14 protein-coding genes are annotated in these 19,038 nt (G+C 61.1%); 8 read left to right on the top strand and 6 right to left on the bottom strand.

Going from position 1 to position 19,038, the window contains the following annotated elements; genetic code table 11:
• Nucleotides 1–8 precede the first annotated feature (8 nt).
• Nucleotides 9–1,415, bottom strand: a complete 1,407-nt coding sequence (gene fumC, locus KZJ38_RS24295; protein WP_219802237.1) for a class II fumarate hydratase — start codon at nt 1,413–1,415, stop codon at nt 9–11.
• Between the two features lie 370 nt (nt 1,416–1,785).
• Nucleotides 1,786–2,802: a 1-aminocyclopropane-1-carboxylate deaminase gene (locus KZJ38_RS24300; protein WP_219802238.1), complete on the bottom strand. Its 1,017-nt coding sequence runs from the start codon at nt 2,800–2,802 to the stop codon at nt 1,786–1,788.
• A 155-nt stretch (nt 2,803–2,957) separates the two neighbouring features.
• Here KZJ38_RS24300 and KZJ38_RS24305 point away from each other — a divergent pair, with 155 nt between their 5' ends.
• On the top strand, nt 2,958–3,458 hold the full coding sequence (locus KZJ38_RS24305) for an Lrp/AsnC family transcriptional regulator (protein ID WP_219802239.1): 501 nt from the start codon (nt 2,958–2,960) through the stop codon (nt 3,456–3,458).
• A 233-nt stretch (nt 3,459–3,691) separates the two neighbouring features.
• On the top strand, nt 3,692–5,215 hold the full coding sequence (locus KZJ38_RS24310) for an esterase-like activity of phytase family protein (RefSeq protein WP_219802240.1): 1,524 nt from the start codon (nt 3,692–3,694) through the stop codon (nt 5,213–5,215).
• Nucleotides 5,216–5,260: 45 nt separating this feature from the next.
• Here KZJ38_RS24310 and KZJ38_RS24315 read toward each other — a convergent pair whose 3' ends face one another.
• The 3 genes from KZJ38_RS24315 to KZJ38_RS24325 form a co-directional block, all read right to left on the bottom strand.
• Nucleotides 5,261–5,737, bottom strand: coding sequence for an OsmC family protein (locus tag KZJ38_RS24315; RefSeq protein ID WP_219802241.1), 477 nt, complete (start codon nt 5,735–5,737; stop codon nt 5,261–5,263).
• Between the two features lie 94 nt (nt 5,738–5,831).
• Nucleotides 5,832–6,095 carry a cupin domain-containing protein gene (locus KZJ38_RS24320; protein ID WP_219802242.1) on the bottom strand — a complete coding sequence of 88 codons (264 nt, stop codon included), beginning with the start codon at nt 6,093–6,095 and terminating at the stop codon, nt 5,832–5,834.
• Between the two features lie 148 nt (nt 6,096–6,243).
• Complete coding sequence (locus KZJ38_RS24325; RefSeq protein ID WP_219802243.1) at nt 6,244–7,629, bottom strand: FAD-binding oxidoreductase; 1,386 nt, start codon at nt 7,627–7,629, stop codon at nt 6,244–6,246.
• Between the two features lie 263 nt (nt 7,630–7,892).
• Between KZJ38_RS24325 and KZJ38_RS24330 the strand changes: the two genes are divergently transcribed.
• Nucleotides 7,893–8,846 carry an isopenicillin N synthase family dioxygenase gene (locus KZJ38_RS24330; protein WP_219802244.1) on the top strand — a complete coding sequence of 318 codons (954 nt, stop codon included), beginning with the start codon at nt 7,893–7,895 and terminating at the stop codon, nt 8,844–8,846.
• A gap of 42 nt (nt 8,847–8,888) precedes the next feature.
• Here the strand turns inward: KZJ38_RS24330 and KZJ38_RS24335 are convergent, their stop codons facing one another.
• Nucleotides 8,889–9,983, bottom strand: coding sequence for a TIGR03118 family protein (locus KZJ38_RS24335; RefSeq protein WP_219802246.1), 1,095 nt, complete (start codon nt 9,981–9,983; stop codon nt 8,889–8,891).
• A gap of 611 nt (nt 9,984–10,594) precedes the next feature.
• Here KZJ38_RS24335 and gspI point away from each other — a divergent pair.
• From gspI to KZJ38_RS24360, 5 genes are all read left to right on the top strand, one after another.
• Entirely contained in the window at nt 10,595–10,978 is a 384-nt protein-coding gene (gspI, locus tag KZJ38_RS24340) for a type II secretion system minor pseudopilin GspI (RefSeq protein ID WP_219803599.1), read from the top strand.
• Complete coding sequence (locus KZJ38_RS24345) at nt 10,962–11,627, top strand: PulJ/GspJ family protein (protein ID WP_219802248.1); 666 nt, start codon at nt 10,962–10,964, stop codon at nt 11,625–11,627. Before gspI ends, KZJ38_RS24345 begins: the two co-directional genes overlap by 17 nt.
• A gap of 343 nt (nt 11,628–11,970) precedes the next feature.
• Complete coding sequence (locus KZJ38_RS24350) at nt 11,971–14,190, top strand: tetratricopeptide repeat protein (RefSeq protein WP_219802249.1); 2,220 nt, start codon at nt 11,971–11,973, stop codon at nt 14,188–14,190.
• An 89-nt stretch (nt 14,191–14,279) separates the two neighbouring features.
• Nucleotides 14,280–16,577 carry a tetratricopeptide repeat protein gene (locus KZJ38_RS24355; RefSeq protein ID WP_219802250.1) on the top strand — a complete coding sequence of 766 codons (2,298 nt, stop codon included), beginning with the start codon at nt 14,280–14,282 and terminating at the stop codon, nt 16,575–16,577.
• A gap of 24 nt (nt 16,578–16,601) precedes the next feature.
• Nucleotides 16,602–18,866: a tetratricopeptide repeat protein gene (locus KZJ38_RS24360; RefSeq protein ID WP_219802252.1), complete on the top strand. Its 2,265-nt coding sequence runs from the start codon at nt 16,602–16,604 to the stop codon at nt 18,864–18,866.
• Nucleotides 18,867–19,038 lie beyond the last annotated feature (172 nt).

Genomic DNA, 19,038 nt, shown 5'->3' on the forward strand with positions numbered 1-19,038 from the left:
AGAGTTCCTCACTGTTCGGTAGCGACATACGGCTTGACCATCTTGCGGGCATCGACCACGCGGTCGAATTCTTCCTCGCTGACAAAGCCGAGTTCGAGCGCGGCCTGCTTGAGCGTTTGATCGTGTTCCATCGCGTGGTGCGCGATCTTCGACGCCTTGTCGTAGCCGATCACCGGTGCGAGCGCGGTGACGAGCATTAGCGACCGTTCGACGTATTCGTCGATCTTCTTTGTGTTCGGCCGCGTGCCTTCGACAAGGAAGCGCCGGAAATTCGTGCATCCGTCGCTGAGCAGCGTGATGGACTGCGCGATATTGGAGATCATCAACGGCTTGTAGACGTTCATCTCGAGATAGCCGCCGGCGCCGCCGAAGCCGACCGCTACATCGTTCGCCATGACTTGCACGGCGATCATCGTCAAGGCTTCGGCCTGCGTCGGATTGACTTTGCCCGGCATGATCGACGAGCCCGGTTCGTTTTCCGGAATCAGCAGTTCCGCGAAGCCCGCGCGCGGTCCGCACGACAGCAGGCGGATATCGTTGGCGATCTTGTATAGCGAGGCGGCGAGCGTTCGGAATGCGCCCGACAGGTGGATCAGCGCATCGTGCGCGCCTTGCACGGTGAACTTGTTCGGTGCGCTGACGAACGGCAATGCGGTGAGCTTCGCGATTTCCGCGGCGGCGGCTTCCGCGAAGCCGGGGGCCGCGTTGATGCCGGTGCCGACCGCGGTACCGCCAAGCGCGAGGCAATAGACGCCATGCAAGGCGCTATCGAGCCGCACGAGATTGTCTTCGAGCATGCCCGCATAACCGGACCATTCCTGCCCCAGCGTAAGCGGCGTCGCGTCCTGCATATGAGTGCGGCCGATCTTCACGATGTCCATCCACTCAGCGGCCTTGGCGCTGATCGCGTCGTGCAACTCACGCACGGCGGGAATGAGCCGCTGCGTCGTGTTGACGGCTGCCGCAATGTACATCGCCGTAGGAAACGAGTCGTTCGACGACTGCGACATGTTCACATGGTCGTTCGGATGCACCGGATGCTTGCTGGCGAGCGGCGTGCCCGCAAGCTGGCAGCAGCGGTTCGAAATCACCTCGTTGACGTTCATGTTGAACTGCGTGCCGCTGCCCGTCATCCAGACATGCAGCGGAAACATGTCGTGATGCTGGCCTTCGAGAATTTCGTCGCACGCCTGCGTGATCAGCTTGTGCGCGGCGGGGTCGAGCCGCTTGCCGGCGAGATTGGCGTTCGCGGCCGCTTTCTTGAGCGTCGCGTAGGCGGTGATCATTTCTCGCGGAATCAGATCGTGACCGATGCGAAAGTGCTCGAGCGAGCGTTGCGTCTGCGCGCCCCATAGCTTATCGGCTGGGACAGAGACTTCTCCCATGCTGTCGGATTCCGTGCGGACGTTGCTCATCGCTTTGCTCCTTTCGATGAAAACCTGCTGCGGGCGTAAGGCTGGATGAAGTGACTGCTGAGTTCGCACGGAATGCGCAGCGCGCGGATTCAGGGGAACCGGCTGCATTGAGTGCGCGGGCGCGAACGAATGCCAGGGAGAGCATTGACGATACCGCACGCGATAACGGCGGGATAGCTATACGAACGTCCCGGTCGTGCGGAACGATGTATGCCGGAGGAATACCTTGGTTTGCTGTGAACCCATGATCGACAGGGGTTCTCTACGCCTGCTGGCGTAGGAACGAAAAGGCCGGCTTTTTTATCGGTTCCTTGCGTTGAGTTTGCGTTATTGGCCGGCCTTGTGATGCAGAGAAACAGGAATTCGCCGCTTAGCCGTTGCGGAACAAAAAGCTATACGCGTTCAGCGCGGGCACGCCGCCAAGATGCGCATACAGCACCTTCGAACCCGCGGGGAATTCGTTGTTGCGCACCATCTGGATCATCGCATCCATCGACTTGCCTTCGTAGACCGGATCGGTGAGCACGCCTTCCATGCGCGCACATAGGCGAATCGCTTCGAGCGTGCCTTCATTGGGCAGCCCGTATGCGGGGCCCGCGAAGCGCGTGTCGAGAATCACGTCGTTTTCGCTAATCGACTGTTCGAGGCCGACGATCTCCGCCGTATGCTTCGCGATACGCGTGATTTGCGCGTGCGTTTTTTCAGGTGTCGCCGATGCATCGATACCGATCACTCGGCGCGCGCGGCCATCGGCCGCGAAGCCGACTACCATGCCCGCCTGCGTGCTGCCTGTTACCGAGCACACGACGACATAGTCGAACCTGAAACCAAGCGCTTCTTCCTGCTGCCGCACTTCTTCCGCAAAGCCGACGAAGCCGAGCCCGCCGAGCGGATGCTCGGAGCAGCCGGCCGGAATCGGAAACGGCTTGCCGCCGGCGGCGCGCACGCTCTCCATCGCGTCTTCCCAACTCCTGCGAATGCCGATATCGAAACCGTCCGCGACGAGCCGCACGTCCGCGCCCATGATGCGCGACATCTGGATATTGCCGACGCGGTCATACACGGCATCCGAATAGTCGACCCAGTTCTCCTGCACGAGCACGCACTTGAGGCCGAGATGCGCGGCAACGGCCGCGACCTGGCGCGTCTGATTCGACTGGATGCCGCCGATCGACACGAGCGTGTCGCAGCCTTGTTCCAGGGCCTCGGGAATCAGGTATTCGAGCTTGCGCGTCTTGTTGCCGCCGAAAGCGAGGCCGCTATTGCAGTCTTCACGCTTCGCATAGAGCTCGACCTTGCCGCCCAGGTGCGCGCTTAGCCGGTTCAGCGGAACAATGGGCGTCGGACCGAAGGTCAGCGGGTAACGCGGAAAACGTCGCAGGTTCATGATGCCGGGCTCCTTCGTTCTTTAGGGGACGATGGTCTACATGCTATGGAATCGCCTTAAAAATGAGCTTGCAAAAATAATGGCTGATGCGTAGGTTAAAGACGGGTTGCAGCAAATTTGCTTAACGAAATTTCGTGATCGGACAATTTGACGCAATGAAAAAACCTTCTCTTCGCGCGGCGAGCCAGCAGGAAAGCGTTGCGATCGATCGCGTGGACCGCGCGATTCTGCGGCAGCTCCAGCGCGATGCTTCGATCTCGAATGTTGCGCTTGCGGCGAAGGTGAATCTCAGCGCACCCGCCTGTTTGCGACGTGTCGAGCGGTTAAAAAGCGCCGGCTATATCCGTTCGACTGTGGCGTTGCTCGACCCCAAGCGGCTCGATGCCGGCATGCTGGTGGTGATCGGCGTCGTACTCGACCGGTCGACACCGGAGTCCTTCGAGGAGTTCGAGCGCCTCGCGCAAAAAGTACCGGGCTGCATGGAATGCCACGTGGTAACCGGTGAATTCGACTATTTCATGCTGATCCGCACGCGCGATAACGACAGCTTTAACAAGCTGCATGCGGAGAAGCTGCTCTATCTGCCTGGCGTGCGGCAGATACGATCGTTCATCGCGCTGCGCGAAATCCTGTCGACCACTTCGTTTCCGGTTTAAGGCGGCCTTTTCATAAAAAGAGGATTAGGACGAATGCATGTCCTAATCAACGAAGGGCCACGCCCAGTTCCCCCGAAACCCGCGCTACGAGCGGGTTTCCGGCCTGAAATGTCACCTGCGTGACATGAAAACTACCGAGTATTTCGACGGCTATCCATAAAGGTCTTCCGTTCTCGCGGCGCTGCGCGTGCGGTGCCGCATCTTCTGACCATGCACCTCGAAGGAGACACTCGATGTCGAAATCCAGATCGTTTGCGTTGACGCTTATCGCTTCAGTGTTTGCAACATCGACGGCTTATGCCGGTGTCGACCTGATCGCCACGGGTCAGCTTAGCGGCACCATGAGCGACCTCTCGCGCGAAACCTCGGCGCCGCTCGAAAACAAGGTGCCCGGTAACCTGTTGGGCGGTATCGGCTCGGGCATGACCTTTGCCGGTTGCAATACGTTTATGGCAGTTCCCGACCGCGGCCCTAATGCGATTTCATTCAACCCGGCGATCGACGACACCGTGTCGTATATCAATCGCTTCCAGACGCTGAACCTCACCCTGTCGCACGCGCCGGCCGGTTCCGATCTGCCGTTCGTCGCGACGCCGAAGCTCGTCGACACGACGCTGCTCCATACGTCGGATCACCTCGTGTACGGCAATGGCGCGGCTGAGAACGTGCCGAACGGCGCACCGAAGCTCAACAAGGCCGATCACACGAACTACTTCACCGGCCGCTCGGACAACTTCGATCCGACGCACCTGTCGACGAATCCGCTCGATGCGCGGCTCGACCCGGAAAGCATTCGCGTCGCGAACGACGGGCAGAGCATCTACATTTCAGACGAGTACGGTCCGTACATCTATCAGTTCGATCGTAGAACGGGGCGCCGCATCGATGTGATCAAGGTGCCGAATTCGTTTGCGGTATCGCTGTTGAGCCCGGTCGGTAACACGGAGATTGCCGACAACACGTCGGGCCGCGTGGCAAACAAGGGCATGGAAGGGTTGGCGATCTCGCCGGACGGCAAGACGCTGTTTGGCGCGATGCAAAGCCCGCTGCTGCAGGACGGCGGCACCAATGGCGGATTCACGCGCATTCTGAAGATCGATCTGCGAACCGGCAGAACACAGCAATACGCATATCCGCTCACGAATATCGGCACCGCCGCAAAGCCGAACTTCCCGACCATCAGCGACGTCGTGGCCGTGAACGATCACGTGCTGCTGATGGATGAACGCGATGGCCACGGTCTCGGCGACGATTCAGCAGCGGTGTTCAAGAAGGTGTTTCGCGTCGATCTGGACGGCGCGCAGGACGTGAGCCAGGCAAGCGGCCAGGACGGCCTCAAGCCGCTCGCGCTGCAAAAGACGCTGTTTCTCGATGTGGTCGACGTGCTGACGAAGCACGGCTTCAAGGCGACCGAAATTCCCGCCAAGCTCGAGAGCCTGACGTTCGGTCCGGACATCACCGTGCATGGCGAGCGCAAACACACGTTCCTGATTGCGAACGACAACGACTTTCTCGGCACGGTGACGGACAGCCTGCATCCGAACGGCGTGCCGAACCCGAACCAGTTCTTTGTGTTTGCGATGGATAAGAGCGACTTGCCCGACTATGTGCCGCAGCAGCTGGCGGACCGCGGCCGCTTCGATGATTCGAATGGCCATGGGCACAACAACGTGTGCAGCTTTGTGACCGACGATCAGGACGATGACGGCGATGGACACGATCACGGGCATGGTCACGGCCACGACGGGTCGCACTAACGGTGCATTAAGCGCGCACTAAGCGGCGCACCAAGCCGGCCGAAGCTAGGCCGGCGCGAACTCGATAATCGGCTCGCACAGAATCGGGAAGTTAACCGAATTCGCCACGTAGCATTTTTCGTGTGCGGTGTGATGCAGATGTTCGGCACGCTCGCGATCGTCGCCCGCGCGTATCGTGACGCGCGGGCGCAGAACGATTTCCGTGAAGCTGCCGCGTTGGGGGCTATCGAGCATCGTGCCTTGCGCATCGTCGACATAAGCGAGCACCGTGATTCCCGCTTCGGCGCACAAATGCAGATACCACAGCTTGTGACATGCGCAGGCCGCCGCGACGACGAGATCTTCCGGACTCCAGCGCGCCGCGTCACCGAGAAACGCGGCATCCGACGAACCGGGAATGTCGGGCTTGCTGCCGGCACGAATCGTGTGATCGCGGCTGTAGTCGCGATAGGCCGATGTGCCGGTGCCTTTATTGCCGATCCATTCCACCGTGACGTGATACGTGTGCTCGCCGTGTGCCATGACAGCGGTCTCCTTGAGGTCGCGTGCGCGAAAGCCTCATTATGCCCGTGCGTGCTTCGTGCAATTGACGCCTGGTACCCGGCAACGCACCGCGTTACTTGCGCCCGGCGAGAAACGTCACACCTTGCGGACCGTAACGTTCGGTATGCGTCATATTGGCCGGCAGATGAAAAACATCGCCTGTTTTGTAGAGGCGTTCTTCGTCGCCAACGCGGATGTAAATTTCGCCGGCAAGAATCAGCGCCTTCGCTTCGAACGGATGCGCGTGTTCTTCACGCGCACCGGCTTCGTACTGCACGGTGACGAATTCTGTGAATCCCTCTTTGGCAAGCGCTTCGGTAAAGGCTTCGCGTTGCATGCGCGTGTCCTCCGTCGGGCGGTTCTACGTAGTGTTGAGCAGACTCGATGGTTCGATGGTGAGCCTGTTCACTGTTCACCCAGTATAGGTGGCCGCCCGCGGCGCATACAAGACGAGCAAGCGCCGGCAACCCGCCGGCGCCCGGGCACTACATGCGCGGCCTGATGTTCTGATTGAGCCGGAAGAAATTGGTGGGATCGTATTTCGTCTTTACATCGACGAGCCGTTCATAGTTGCTGCCGAACGCGGCACGAACTTCGCTTGCGCCTTCGTCGCCGAGGAAATTTACGAGGCAGGTGTAGCTCGAATGCGGCTTGAGCGCATCCGAGAAGCCGCGAGCCCACGCAATATTCGGCGAACATTGCGCCGCGTCGACCCACTTCGCTTCGATGCCGATACTGAAGCCCGCGTTACGGTGAGGAAATGCGGTAGCGGCTGCATCGACCTTGTTGACGGCGCCGCTGAAGATCTGCACGAGCACCGCGTTGAGGTTCGACGGCGCCTCGTTGCTTTGCTCGACGATCACATCGATGGCGGCGTCGCTCAATTCGCGTACGAACGTCGAGCGCCAGTAGTTGTGCAGGCCGTCGGGGTGCGTCGCGTCGGCGAGTTTTTGCATCGCTGGAAACGGCATCGGCTGTATCGCTTCGAATACGGGCTGCGCAACGGCTCTTAGCGATTGAACGATCGGCTCGCCTGCTTCGAGGCTGCCGCAATAGCACATCATGATGGCTACCGCCGGCGCGCCTTCGGGCGTCGTGATGAGGCCTGCGTAGGCCGTCAGTTCTTCAGGCGCGGTCTGCATCAAGTCGCGATAAAAGCGCAGCACGGTTGCAGCCTCGCTGCGCGGATAAGCGATCATGCCGCCAAGCACGGTCGAAACCGGATGCGCGCGAAACCGAAACGACGTGACGACGCCAAAATTGCCGCCACCGCCGCGCAGCGCCCAGAACAGGTCCGAATGCGACGCGTCATGCACCTGCAGCACCTCGCCTTGAGCACTGACGACATCGCAAGAGAGCAGGCTGTCGCAAGTCAGGCCGTATTTGCGCGCGAGCCAACCGACGCCGCCGCCGAGCGCAAGGCCCGCGACCCCGGTTTTCGACACCACGCCGGCCGGCACCGCGAGACCATGCGGATGCGTTTCGCGATCGACGTCTTCGAGCAGCGCGCCCGCCTCGACGGTGACGGTACGCGAAGGGGCGTCGACGCTGACCTGTTTCATCAGCGAAAGATCGATCACGAGGCCGTCGTCGCACAGCGCGCGGCCTGCGACGTTGTGTCCGCCGCCTTTGACTGCAACAAGCAGGTTGTTGATGCGCGCGAACTGCACGGCACGCACGACATCGTTTGTCGATCCGCAGCGCGCGATGAGGCCCGGCCGCTTGTCGATGCTCGCATTCCACAGCGTGCGTGCAGTGTCGTAGTCCGAATCGCCGGGCAAAAGCGACTGGCCCGCAAATGAATTGATAAAACGCTTAACCGTGCGCAGCTCGACGATCGAGCCATCGGCGTGCTTGAGTATTCCGCTCATCAAATGCTCCTTAGAAGTCGGCTGAGCCACGACTGGCGTCGTGGCGGTTAGCGCGATGTCCTTCGAAAGCGCTTGAATCTATTTATGGCCTTTTGCGCGACGCCGCTTCGCTCATGAGGCGAAGGGCGGTCGCGCTTTCCCGAACTGACGAAGCGGCGCATGAATCCCTCATTCTTCGCTCATTTTCAGCATTTAGGATAAGCCTCAACGTTGGCCGCAATGCGGTTGTTGAATGAGTTTGAGCAACCCGAACGGGAGGCATCATGTTGGTACCGGTTATCGATATCTCCGCGCTCTTTGAAGATGACCCGGAAGGCTGGGAAGTCGTTGAGGACAAACTGTACGAAGCTCACACGACGGTGGGCTTCTCGATCCTGACGGGCCACGGCATACCGCCGCGGATGATGAACGACGTGTTTGCCGCATCGGCGCGCTTTTACGCGCTGCCGCTCGAGCAGAAACTCGCGTATCGCTATGGCGCGAATCTGCGCGGCTACCTGCCGCTCAACACGTCGACGTTGATCCGCTCGACGCTGGGCTCCGCGCGCAAGCCGAATCACAGCGAGTCGTTTATCGTGCTCGATGAACTCGACGAGGGCCTGCGCGAACAGTGGGCGCGTTCGGCGGTCGGCGGCCATCAGGTATGGCCGCGAGATGCAAAGTTCGAAATCGCGGTGCGACGCTATCGCGCGGCGATGTCGCGCGTCGCGCACGCGGTGGTCCGCTGTTTTTCATGCATGCTCGGTTTGCAGCACGACGGTCTCGACCGCTACTTTGCGCGGCCGAATCCGATTTTGCGTTTGTTGCACTATCCGGCACTGCCGAACCGCGAGGCTGACCAGTTCGGCTCGGCGCCGCATACCGACTACGGCTGCTTCACCTTTATCGCGCAGGACAACGTGGGCGGCCTGCAGATCAAGGCGGCGGACGGCAGCTGGTTCGACGTGCCGACCATCGAGCATGCGCTCGTGCTGAACACGGGGCAGATCATGGAGGCCTGGAGCGACGGCCTCTTCACGGCGACGCCGCACCGCGTGCTCAACCATCGGGAACAATCGCGCTATTCGATCGGCTTCTTCTACGATTGCGAATTGAACACGCGCGTGATGCCGCTGACGTCGATGCCGGAACCGAGGTGCGATTGCACGCCGCAGCCGAAGACCTACGGCGAACATCTCGAGACGATGCTGCGCGCGAACTACTCATTCACGAATTGATGCATTGAATGGAGCGCGCGCGGCAGCATCGTGGAACAACGGTTACTGAGTCGACAGGTCGATGCGGCCGAATACGCCTGTTGTCTTGCTCGGACCGGCGGCAAAGAACAGCGTATTGCTCGGCTGATTATCGACATCGTTGCCGAAGCTCATGCCCCACAGGCCCGTCTGCAAGAACGGCTGCCCGTTGCCGAGCATGAGCTTGCCCATATCCTGGCCGGTGGTCGGGTTGAAGACTTCGATAAAGCCTGAGCCGAAGTTGCCGACCAGCATCATGCCCGACAGCGGGCCGAAGTTCGACGGCGCGAGCACCATGCCCCACGGCGCATTGAGCACGCCGCCGTTGCTGACGATGCGGCGGATGAAGTTGCCGTTCAGATCGAATTCGTCAAGCACGCCGAGGCCGTCACCGGTAACCTGAGCCGCCTTCGCCGCGTTCTGCTGCGCGTAGGTGACGAACACGCTATTGCCGAGGTGCTGGATGCCAAAAGGCGCAAAGCCGGCTGGCATGTTGGGGTCGACGAACTGGCCGGAGGGCTGGATCTTTTGGAACTGCGCGTCGAACATGTCGACCTTCGCGCCGTGGAAGTCCGTTGCGTAAAGGCGATTCTGGCCGTTCACGTTCACCATCGTGATGCCCTTGTAATTCGCGCCGCCTGCGGCATCGTCGAATGCGGTCACGGCTTCGGTCGGCAGCACGTTGGGCGACCACGCGGTGATCGTGCCGGCGAATGTCGCCCAGATGAACACGGCCTTGTTGGGCGCACCGCCATTGGCGCTGATCATGAAGTCGGTGGTCGGGTTGAAGATGATGCCGGTCGGGCTGGCGGGACCGTTCGTGCCGTCCGGCATCGAGACGACTAGCGACTGGATGTTGCCGTTGCCGTCGAACAGTGAGGCTTTTTGAGTGTTGTTATCGGAGACCCACATCGTTGCGGTGGGGTTGAAGGCGACGCCCCAACCGTTCTGCAGGTCCGGGTCGGCCTTGGTGGCGACAATGCTGCCATCGGAATCGAGCAGCGTTTCGTTGAAGGTTTGCGTGGCAGGCGGCGGGTTGTCATCTCCGCCACAGGCGGCGACGACGATAGCGGCCGATGCTGCGAGCGCGAGAGCGAGAAGGGTTTTGCGAGTTATCACGTGGAGCTCCTGTTGAGGTTGTTCTGGGCATGAACGGTTTTTCGCGGCGCAAAAACTTTGCACGCATGCCTAACCATGTGCGCCGATACGGGGGTGGCACTATCGCGGCGCATCGCGTAGCAAGCCTATGCAATGTGCAGCACACACAAAACAGCATCTGGAGAAGCTTTATTCCTAAGAAATGAAGTGAACGCGCGGACGTGAAGTTGTTGAATGAATGAAAGGCTTTTGCACCAGGAGCAGGTGGGCACATGCTCATCAATGGCGCTCAATGGTGAGGAAATACGGGATCCGGGCGATACAGGGTTCGCACGCGCGACGGTGCGAAGCGATGTATCGAAAGACGTCGCAAGGAGGTGGCAAAAAGGTACACACAATCCGACACGCATTCGCCACGAGAATCGGCTAAGTTCGCTTGGACATTCGCGGGTTCTCCTTTGCGGGCGCGGGGAGCAGGCATCGGGTTCGGGGTGTTTGTTATTTGAGCGGACTCGCGATGAGATGAGACTCCACCGATTCGACATAAGCGAGCGATGCGGATGAAGCCAGGGGGTGGTGGTGCGGGGTGTGTGCGGCGTGGTGGCGGCTGTGGCCAGGGCCGTCGGTCGGTGATGAGCTTTGATGAGACCGTTCGAGGGTTCACGCTGATCGAAGTGCTGATTGCGCTGGCGATTGTGGCGATCGCGATGGGCGCGGTGCTGCGGGCGATTGGATCGCTTGCGGCGGATACGGATTCGGCGAGGGCGCATCTGCTTGCGCTGTGGAGCGCGGATAACGCGTTGAGCGAATTGCGTATTACGTCGGCCTGGCCAGAGCCGGGGCAAAAGACGTTTGCTTGTCCGCAAGGGGCTTATCGGTTTGTTTGCCGGCAGGTGGTGACGGTGATGCCGAGTCCGATTGTCAGGCAGGTGACGGTGAGTGTTTATCCGTCGGCTGCGAGTCGGGGGGTGTTGGCTGAGGTTGTGACGGTGGTGCAGGATGAGGCGCGCCACTAGGCCACGGCGTGCCCTTGCACGCGCATCCGGCTTCACGCTGATCGAAATGCTCGTGGCGATCGCGCTGCTCGCGGTGATTGCCGTCCTTGCATGGCGAGGACTCGATGCGACCGTGCGCGGACGTGACGATGTGACTTCCAATCTTGCTGAAACGCGGCTCCTGGGCCGTTACTTTTCCCAATTGCAGTTCGACATGATCAACCTCGTCACGCCGGATGAGGTGTTTGGTCCGCCGTTGAGGATTCGGCGCGATGAGCTTGTGCTGATCCGGCACCTGGGTGTCGGTAATTCGCCTACACAGGTGCAGGTGGTACGGTATCAGCTGAAAGGTCATCAGTTGATGCGCAGTGCGTCGCAGCCGTTGTCGTCGCTGTCGCAGCTTGCGGATGCGCTGCATCATATGGATGACTTTGCGAGCGTGGTGGCGAGCGATCGGGCGCGCGGGATGACGCTTGCGGTGTGGGTGCCGCAGGTGGGGTGGACGGGTGATCAGAAGGTGCTGGACAGCACCTATGCGCGATTTCTCCAGGTACATGGCGTGAGCAACGGTACGTCGGTCGGTTTGCCGCTGCCGCGCGGCATCCGCTTTACGGTGACGATGGGTGCGTCTCCCGTCGAGTTCGTCCGCACGCTTCCGATCGGCCAGTAGCGGCGGCGACACTCTGTAGCCGCGGCGAACCATTGGGTCAATGGTCCAATCCGCAGTCGCGCGTTGTCCAATCACCCGTGTCAATTTTGCCTTCTGTCATATCGCATCGAAACCGCCCACAACGTTGAGCGGTGCGCTCGCATAGCGGCTAAAAAATGCTTTAAAGCAATGTGACAGCAAGTCTCCATGCGCCTCTCCAATGCGCGGCAAAATGGTCCGTAACATTCGTCACACGGGTGTTACTCCCTGTCCGCTAGTCTGATTGCTCAGATCGGGAAGCGGCATACGGTTCGCGCTGGTCTGTGCTCACTGTGTCTCAACAGGACAGGATCAGGAGGCGGGCATGGAGGTCGTTCACCCAACCGGCACGCGCGAGGGCGCGTCCGTACCGACGGATGCGGCACGGCGCCAGGCCACCGCGCATTTCTCACGGGGCAGGGATCTGCACGGCACCAGCAAGTTCGACGATGCCGCTCGCGAATATCAGGCCGCACTCGCGGTGTATCCCGACTATGCGGAAGCGCTTCATCTGTTTGGCGTGCTGGAATTTCAGCGTGGCAATGCAGCGGTATCGGAAGCGTTGCTTCGGCAGTCGGTAGCGCTTGCCGACGCAGTCAACCCGATTTCAGATCTGGGCGCGGTGCTGGCGGCGAACGGCAAAGCCGATGAAGGCATGGCACAACTGGATCGCGCGCTGCAGCTGGATCACAACCACGTGCAGACGCTGATCCGTCGCGCCAACATGCTGATGGGCATGCGCCGATACGACGAGGCGTTGGCCGGCTATGACCGCGCGCTTGCCGTGTCGCCGTTGACGCTCGATGCGTTATGCAATCGCGGCGCCGCGTTGCGCGCACTGGGACGGCTGCAGGATGCGGTGGAAAGCTACCAGCGCGCGCTGACCGTCGATCCGAGATCGTTCGAATCGTTCTACAACCTCGCAAATGTGCAGCGCGATTTGCAGCGCAATGCGGAGGCGCTACAGAACTACGATCGCGCGCTGGTGATTGTTCCGAACCATGCCGATATTCTGTCGGCGCGTGGGCGCACGCTAGTCGACTTGGGGCGTGCGCGCGAGGCGCTCGCGAGCTTCAACGAAGCGATTGCGACGCGGCCGGATTTTGTCGAAGCGATCTACAACAGCGCAGTGGCGCTTGAGCGGCTTGGGCGAGCGGAAGAAGCGCTGGAGCGGTGCGACCGTGTGCTTGCGCTGGAGCCGAATCATGCGAAGGCGTTGGCCGCGCGCGGCAATGCGCTGCTGCATCTGACGCGCTATGAAGAGGCTGCGCACGCGTACCAACGCGCGCTTGAACTCGAACCCGGCGCTGTAGACGTGCTCTGCAACCGTGGCACGGCATTGCGCCACATCGAACGGCATGAAGAAGCGCTGCTGAGCTACGACGCAGCGCTTGCCGGTAGCGCGAACTTCCCCGAAGCCTGGTGTAATCGCGGCAATGTGCTTCAAGACTTGCATCGCTATGAAGAAGCGATGAACTCGTATGACCGTGCGATCGCTGTCAGCCCCAAGTATCCGATCGCCTGGTTCAACCGCGGCAATGTATTGCTCGAAACAAATCGCCTTGATGCCGCGCTGCAAGCGTATGACAAGGCAGTTGCGCTGGATCCGAACTACGCGGATGCGCACTTTGGGCAGGGCTTTATTCATCTGGTGCAGGGCGACTTCGCGAACGGCTGGCCGAAATACGAGTGGCGCTTACGCGATCCGAAGTCCGAGTACAACCGCCGCAGGTTTGCGCAGCCGCGCTGGACTGGCGAGCAGCCGCTGCAAGGCCGCACGATTCTGATTCACGCGGAGCAGGGCTTTGGCGACACGCTGCAGTTTTGCCGCTACGTCGAACGGTTTGCGGACATGGGTGCGCAGGTCGTGCTCGAAGTGCAGCCCGCGTTGCGCTCGCTGCTTGCGCCGTTGCAGGGCGCTGCGCAGGTGATCGCGCTCGGCGATCCGCTGCCGCTGCATGACTTTCAGTGTCCGCTGCTTAGTCTGCCGTTCGCATTGAAGACAGAGCTGTCGAACATCCCCGCCGATACGCCTTATGTTCACGCGAATCCCGACTTGATGTCGAAGTGGGCCGAAACGTTGGGCGCGAAACGCCGCATGCGGGTAGGCGTGGCGTGGTCGGGCAATCCTGAGCACAAAAACGACCGCAACCGTTCGATGGAACTCGCGACGCTGTCGCCGCTGTTAGACCTCGATATCGAATGGATCAACTTGCAGAAAATCGTACGTGGACGCGATCTCACCGTGCTCGAAGCGTCGCCGTTGCGGAACTTCGATGCGGACCTTCGTGATTTCTCTGATACGGCTGCGCTGATGGAGTCGCTCGATCTCGTGATCTCGGTCGACACCGCAGTGGCGCACCTTGCGGGCTCGCTCAATCGCCCCGTGTGGATTCTGCTGCCGCATCTCGGTGAATGGCGTTGGATGCGCGAGCGTAACGACAGCCCGTGGTATCCGAGTGCGCGTCTGTTCCGGCAATCGGCTGCGGGCCGCTGGAACGACGTAGTTGACACGGTTCGGCAAGAGCTGGTCCGCAAGATATAGACGGCGACTTCGCGCCATAGCCGCAAGAGTCATAGTCGTACGAATACAAGCAAGCGCAAACGCAGTGACGTCCGACGAGAGGATCATCGATGGTGTCTGAAGCGGGAAGAACAACGCTAGATGCGCAAGGCGGCGCACATACGCAGCCTGCGGCGGGGGTAGCGGGAGGGGGAGCGGCGTCGGCCGCACGGGCGCCGTCGACGCTGGCCGACGACGCGATGAAGCGGGCGCGGGCGTTTCATGAGCGAGGCGCACTCGACGATGCGGAGCGCGTGTATGGCGACGTATTGCAAGCGGAGCCGGAGCATGCGGAGGCGCTGCATTTTCTCGGTGTGCTGCATTTTCAGCGCGGGCGAATGGAAGATGCCGATGCGGTGCTGAGCCGGTCCGTCGAGCAGTCACCATCTGCGTTGGCGCTGGCGAATCATGCATCCGTGCTCACCGCGCTCGGGCGGCGGGAAGACGCGCTTGCGCAACTCGATGCCGCATTGCGGATCAACCCGGCGCATCCGCGTGCATTGTTATTGCAGGCGGGTTTGTTGATGGAGCTGGGGCGTCCGGAAGAAGCGCTGGACGCGTATGACCGGCTGCTTAAACTCGTGCCGACCACCGTCGATCTGATTTGCGGCCGGGCTGCGGTGCTTCGGGCGCTTAGTCGTTCTCAGGAAGCGCTCGACGCAAGCGAGCGGGCATTAAGAATCGATCCGCGCTCGTTCAATGCGCACCGCCAGCGCGGGGATGCGCTGCGCGATCTGCGTCGCTTTGTCGATGCGCTCGATGCTTATGGCCGTGCGCTTTCGGTGGTGCCGAACAGCGCGGAAGTTCTCCTGATGCAAGGCTTGACGCTCGCGGATCTCGGGCGTTTGGATGCGGCGCTTTCGAGCCTCAATGAAGCAATTGCGGGTAAGCCGGACTATGTCGATGCAATTTACAACAGCGCAGTTTTGCTCGAGCGCCTCGGTCGCAACGACGATGCGTTATCGCGATGCGACCGTGTGCTGGCGCTGAACGCGCGGCATGCTGCTGCGCTCGCTAACAAGGGCAATGTGCTGCATAGCCTCGAGCGGTACGAAGAATCGTTGGCGAGCTACGATGCGTCGCTTGAAATCGCGCCCGCATCGATCGAAACGTGGTGCAACCGGACGCAAACGCTGGTGGAGTTGCGCAAGTTGCCGGAAGCGCTGGAAAGCTGTGATCGCGCAATTGCACTCAACGATCAGTACAAACTCGCGTGGTATTACCGCGGGCGTGTTCTGCAACGTCTCCACCGCTACGAAGAGGCGATCGTTGATCACGATCGCGTACTGGAGATCGATCCGGAACACAGGCCCGCGCTTTTCCAACGCGGCAATGCGTTGCGTTCATTGATGCGGCATGATGAAGCGCTTGTCGAATACGACCACGTGCTGGCGCTTGACCCCGACGACATCGCGACTCACTTCTCAAAGGCCTTCGTTTATCTGCAACTCGGCGATTTCGATCGTGGCTGGCCTGAATATGAGTGGCGCTGGAAAGAAGATCAGGTGGGCAAGTACAGGAAAGCGTTCGCGCAGCCTTTATGGCTAGGCGAAGAATCGATCGAACACAAAACGATTCTGCTGCATGCGGAACAGGGTTTGGGCGACACGCTCCAGTTCTGCCGTTACGTAAAGTTTGTGAAAGCGCGCGGCGCACGCGTCATTATCGAAGTCCCGCGGGCGCTGAAGTCGATCGTTGAGACTGTCGAGGATGTCGACCAGGTGGTGGGGCAAGGCGATCCCCTGCCGCCGTTCGACGTGCACTGTCCTCTGCTGAGCTTGCCGCTCGTGTTCCGCACGAATTTGGCGTCGATACCGGCCGATGTGCCGTACCTGAAAGTTCACGAACAACGCGTCGCGGACTGGCAGGCGCGGCTCGGCCCCCGAACCCGGCCGCGCGTCGGCGTCGCATGGTCGGGCAATCCGAACCATCTGGATGACCATAACCGGTCGATTCCGCTCGAAGAACTATTGGAGACGTTGCCCGACTCGGTCGAGTGGATCAGCGTCCAGAAGCAGATTCGCGCTGGCGAGCAGCGCTTGCTCGCGGCGTCGAGTGTGCGCGACGTCAGCGATGCGATCGGCGATTTCTCCGACACCGCGGCGCTGATGCAATGCCTCGATTGCGTCCTGTCGGTCGATACGTCGGTGGCCCATCTGGCCGGAGCGCTGGGTCGGCCGCTGTGGGTCATGCTGCCGTATCTGCCCGATTGGCGTTGGTTGCTTGAGCGCGAGGACAACCCGTGGTACCCAGGCGCGCGTCTTTTCCGGCAGACCCAGGCTGGCGAGTGGGGCGACGTATTCGAGCGGATCAATGCCGCGTTGCAGTCCGCGCCATGGGTTGCGGCGCCGGCGGCACTGTCTATCTGACCGATCGATCGAACGAGGCGAGCGATGAGACGCAACGGCGAGCGCAGCAACGTGCTGGAAGCGCATGCGGGCATAGCGGGCGAGCGGTCGGCGCTTATGCATTCGGCGATACGCGGTTCTCTGCAACGTGCTCGCACGTTGCACGAACAGGGGGCGTTGGCCGAAGCGCAGCAGTTGTATCGCGGCGTGCTGGCGATCGAACCAGACAACGCCGATGCATTACTGTTGCTCGCCGCCGCATGCGATCAAAGCGGTGACGTAGCACAGGCCGAAAAGTTATATGCGCAAGGACTGCGGTTCGAACGGCGGTTCGCGTGGGCATTCGCGGGCTACGGTGCGGCGCTCGTTAAGCTGGAATGCCATGACGCCGCACTGGCGCCGATCAACGAAGCGTTGCGACTGGATCCGCAATGTGTGCCGGCGCATGTTGCCTACGGCAATGCGATGCTTGGTCTCGAGCGTTTTGCGGAGGCCCAGCAGGCCTACGAGCGCGCACTGTTACTGTCGCCGGCGTTGCCCGAGGCATGGAGCAATCGCGGCAATGCGCTGCGCGCGCTCGACCGTCCGGCGGACGCGCTCATCAGCTTCGACCGCGCTTTGCAGCTGGCGCCGCACAACCACGCGGCGCACACCAATCGCGGCCATGCATTGCGCGATCTTGGCCGCTACGAAGACGCGTTGCGCAGCTACCGGCTCGCACTGGTCGTGCGCCCACGCGTTGCGTCGCTGCTCGCATTGTGCGGAATGATGTCGCTGATGCTGGGCCGCGGCGCGGAGGCACTCGTCAGCTACAACGAGGCGCTCGAGATCACGCCGGACGACGTCGACTTGCTCTATAACAGTTGCGTCGCGCTCGATGTATTGCATCGTCATGAAGAACTACTGACGCGCGCCGAACGCATCCTCGCACAGGCGCCCGATCATGCCGGTGCCTGGCTCGGCAAGGCGAACGCCCTGCAGGCGCTACAGCGCTTCGACGAGGCTGCCGAGGCTTATTCCCAGGCGCTCAAGCGCGAACCAGATCTGCATACGGCATTGAGCAACCAGGGCTTCGCATTGCGTACGCTCGAACGCTACGAAGAGGCCTTGCAAAATTACGACAACGCGCTTGTGCGCCTCGGCGCGAACGCGCAGTTACTGGTCGGCCGAGCCCATACGTTGCGGCAATTGGGGCGCTACGACGAAGCCCTGGCAGGCTATGAAGCGTCTCTCGCTGTCGAGCCAACGGACGTAGAAGGATGGAGATTGCGCGGCGGCACGTTGCAACAATTGCTGCGCTTCGATGAGGCGTTGCAGAGCTACAGCCGTATGCAGGAAGTGGAGTCGACCAAGGGACACGGACACCTCGAGGAAGCCTATTGCCAGCTGCTTGTCGGCAATTTCGCCGATGGCTGGCGGAAGTACGAATACCGTTGGATGGATGCAGATACCGCGCGTTCGCATCGCCATCAGGACCGTCCGTTGTGGGCGGGGGGCGAGTCGCTCGCCGGGAAGACGGTGTTGCTTCACGCAGAGCAAGGCTATGGCGATACGCTGCAATTTTGCCGCTATGTGGGTCTTGTCGAAGCGCGCGGCGCGACCGTTGTTCTCGAAGTGCCGCCGCCGCTGAAGCCATTGCTCGCTTCGCTGCGAGGCGGGCACGTCCTGGTGTCGACGGACGAAGCACTGCCGGCTTTTGATCTGCAATGTCCGCTGATGAGTTTGCCGCTCGCGTTTGGGACAGACCTGCGAAGCATACCGGCGCCTGTGCCGTATCTCTTCGCGGATGCCGCACGGGTGAGTGCCTGGCGGCAGCGGCTTCACGCCAAGGCGCCGTCAGGTCGCCTCAAGGTCGGACTCACGTGGTCGGGCAACCAGGGGCACAACAATGATCTGAACCGGTCGCTCGCGTTCGCTGCGCTTGCGCCGCTCTTCACATTGGACGCCACCTTCGTCAGCCTGCATCAGCAGGTTCGCGAGCGGGACACGGCTGCGCTTGCGCAAAGCGGCGTCATTTATTTCGGCGCGGAACTGCGCGATTTCGCCGATACGGCTGCGCTTATCGAGAACCTCGACCTTGTGATTTCGGTGGATACGTCGATCGTGCACCTGGCCGGCGCGCTCGGTAAGCCCGTCTGGGTACTGTTGCCGCGCGTACCTGACTGGCGCTGGCTGTTGGAGCGAGACGACAGTCCGTGGTACCCCACGGCACGCCTTTTTCGCCAGGACAAACCCGGCGACTGGCCCGATGTCATCGATCGGGTCGCGCAGGCACTGGCGCAGCGGCTCGACTCGAACCACCGCGGATGACCGTGCCGCGAGGCTTTGCATGCGCCTCGGCTATATGACGCTCATGTGTCAAAAGATTCGGACTTCGCCGACGGCAATAAGGTGCGTAGCACCGGAAATACGATTGCCATGGCGGGTCCGTAACGTCTGAACGTTTATCGCCAGCGAAGGCGATTTCGGGGAATGCGTCTGC

The sequence above is a fragment of the Paraburkholderia edwinii genome (assembly GCF_019428685.1).
Classification (GTDB): Bacteria; Pseudomonadota; Gammaproteobacteria; order Burkholderiales; family Burkholderiaceae; genus Paraburkholderia; species Paraburkholderia edwinii.

Excerpts from the sequence above, each read along its gene's own strand:
- KZJ38_RS24345 (WP_219802248.1), top strand. The coding sequence starts at position 10,962 with ATGAGGCGCGCCACTAGGCCACGGCGTGCCCTTGCACGCGCATCCGGC.
- gspI (WP_219803599.1), top strand. The coding sequence starts at position 10,595 with ATGAGCTTTGATGAGACCGTTCGAGGGTTCACGCTGATCGAAGTGCTG.
- KZJ38_RS24350 (WP_219802249.1), top strand. The coding sequence starts at position 11,971 with ATGGAGGTCGTTCACCCAACCGGCACGCGCGAGGGCGCGTCCGTACCG.
- KZJ38_RS24315 (WP_219802241.1), bottom strand. The coding sequence starts at position 5,737 with ATGGCACACGGCGAGCACACGTATCACGTCACGGTGGAATGGATCGGC.
- fumC (WP_219802237.1), bottom strand. The coding sequence starts at position 1,415 with ATGAGCAACGTCCGCACGGAATCCGACAGCATGGGAGAAGTCTCTGTC.
- KZJ38_RS24300 (WP_219802238.1), bottom strand. The coding sequence starts at position 2,802 with ATGAACCTGCGACGTTTTCCGCGTTACCCGCTGACCTTCGGTCCGACG.
- KZJ38_RS24330 (WP_219802244.1), top strand. The coding sequence starts at position 7,893 with ATGTTGGTACCGGTTATCGATATCTCCGCGCTCTTTGAAGATGACCCG.
- KZJ38_RS24305 (WP_219802239.1), top strand. The coding sequence starts at position 2,958 with ATGAAAAAACCTTCTCTTCGCGCGGCGAGCCAGCAGGAAAGCGTTGCG.
- KZJ38_RS24325 (WP_219802243.1), bottom strand. The coding sequence starts at position 7,629 with ATGAGCGGAATACTCAAGCACGCCGATGGCTCGATCGTCGAGCTGCGC.
- KZJ38_RS24310 (WP_219802240.1), top strand. The coding sequence starts at position 3,692 with ATGTCGAAATCCAGATCGTTTGCGTTGACGCTTATCGCTTCAGTGTTT.
- KZJ38_RS24320 (WP_219802242.1), bottom strand. The coding sequence starts at position 6,095 with ATGCAACGCGAAGCCTTTACCGAAGCGCTTGCCAAAGAGGGATTCACA.
- KZJ38_RS24360 (WP_219802252.1), top strand. The coding sequence starts at position 16,602 with ATGAGACGCAACGGCGAGCGCAGCAACGTGCTGGAAGCGCATGCGGGC.
- KZJ38_RS24355 (WP_219802250.1), top strand. The coding sequence starts at position 14,280 with ATGGTGTCTGAAGCGGGAAGAACAACGCTAGATGCGCAAGGCGGCGCA.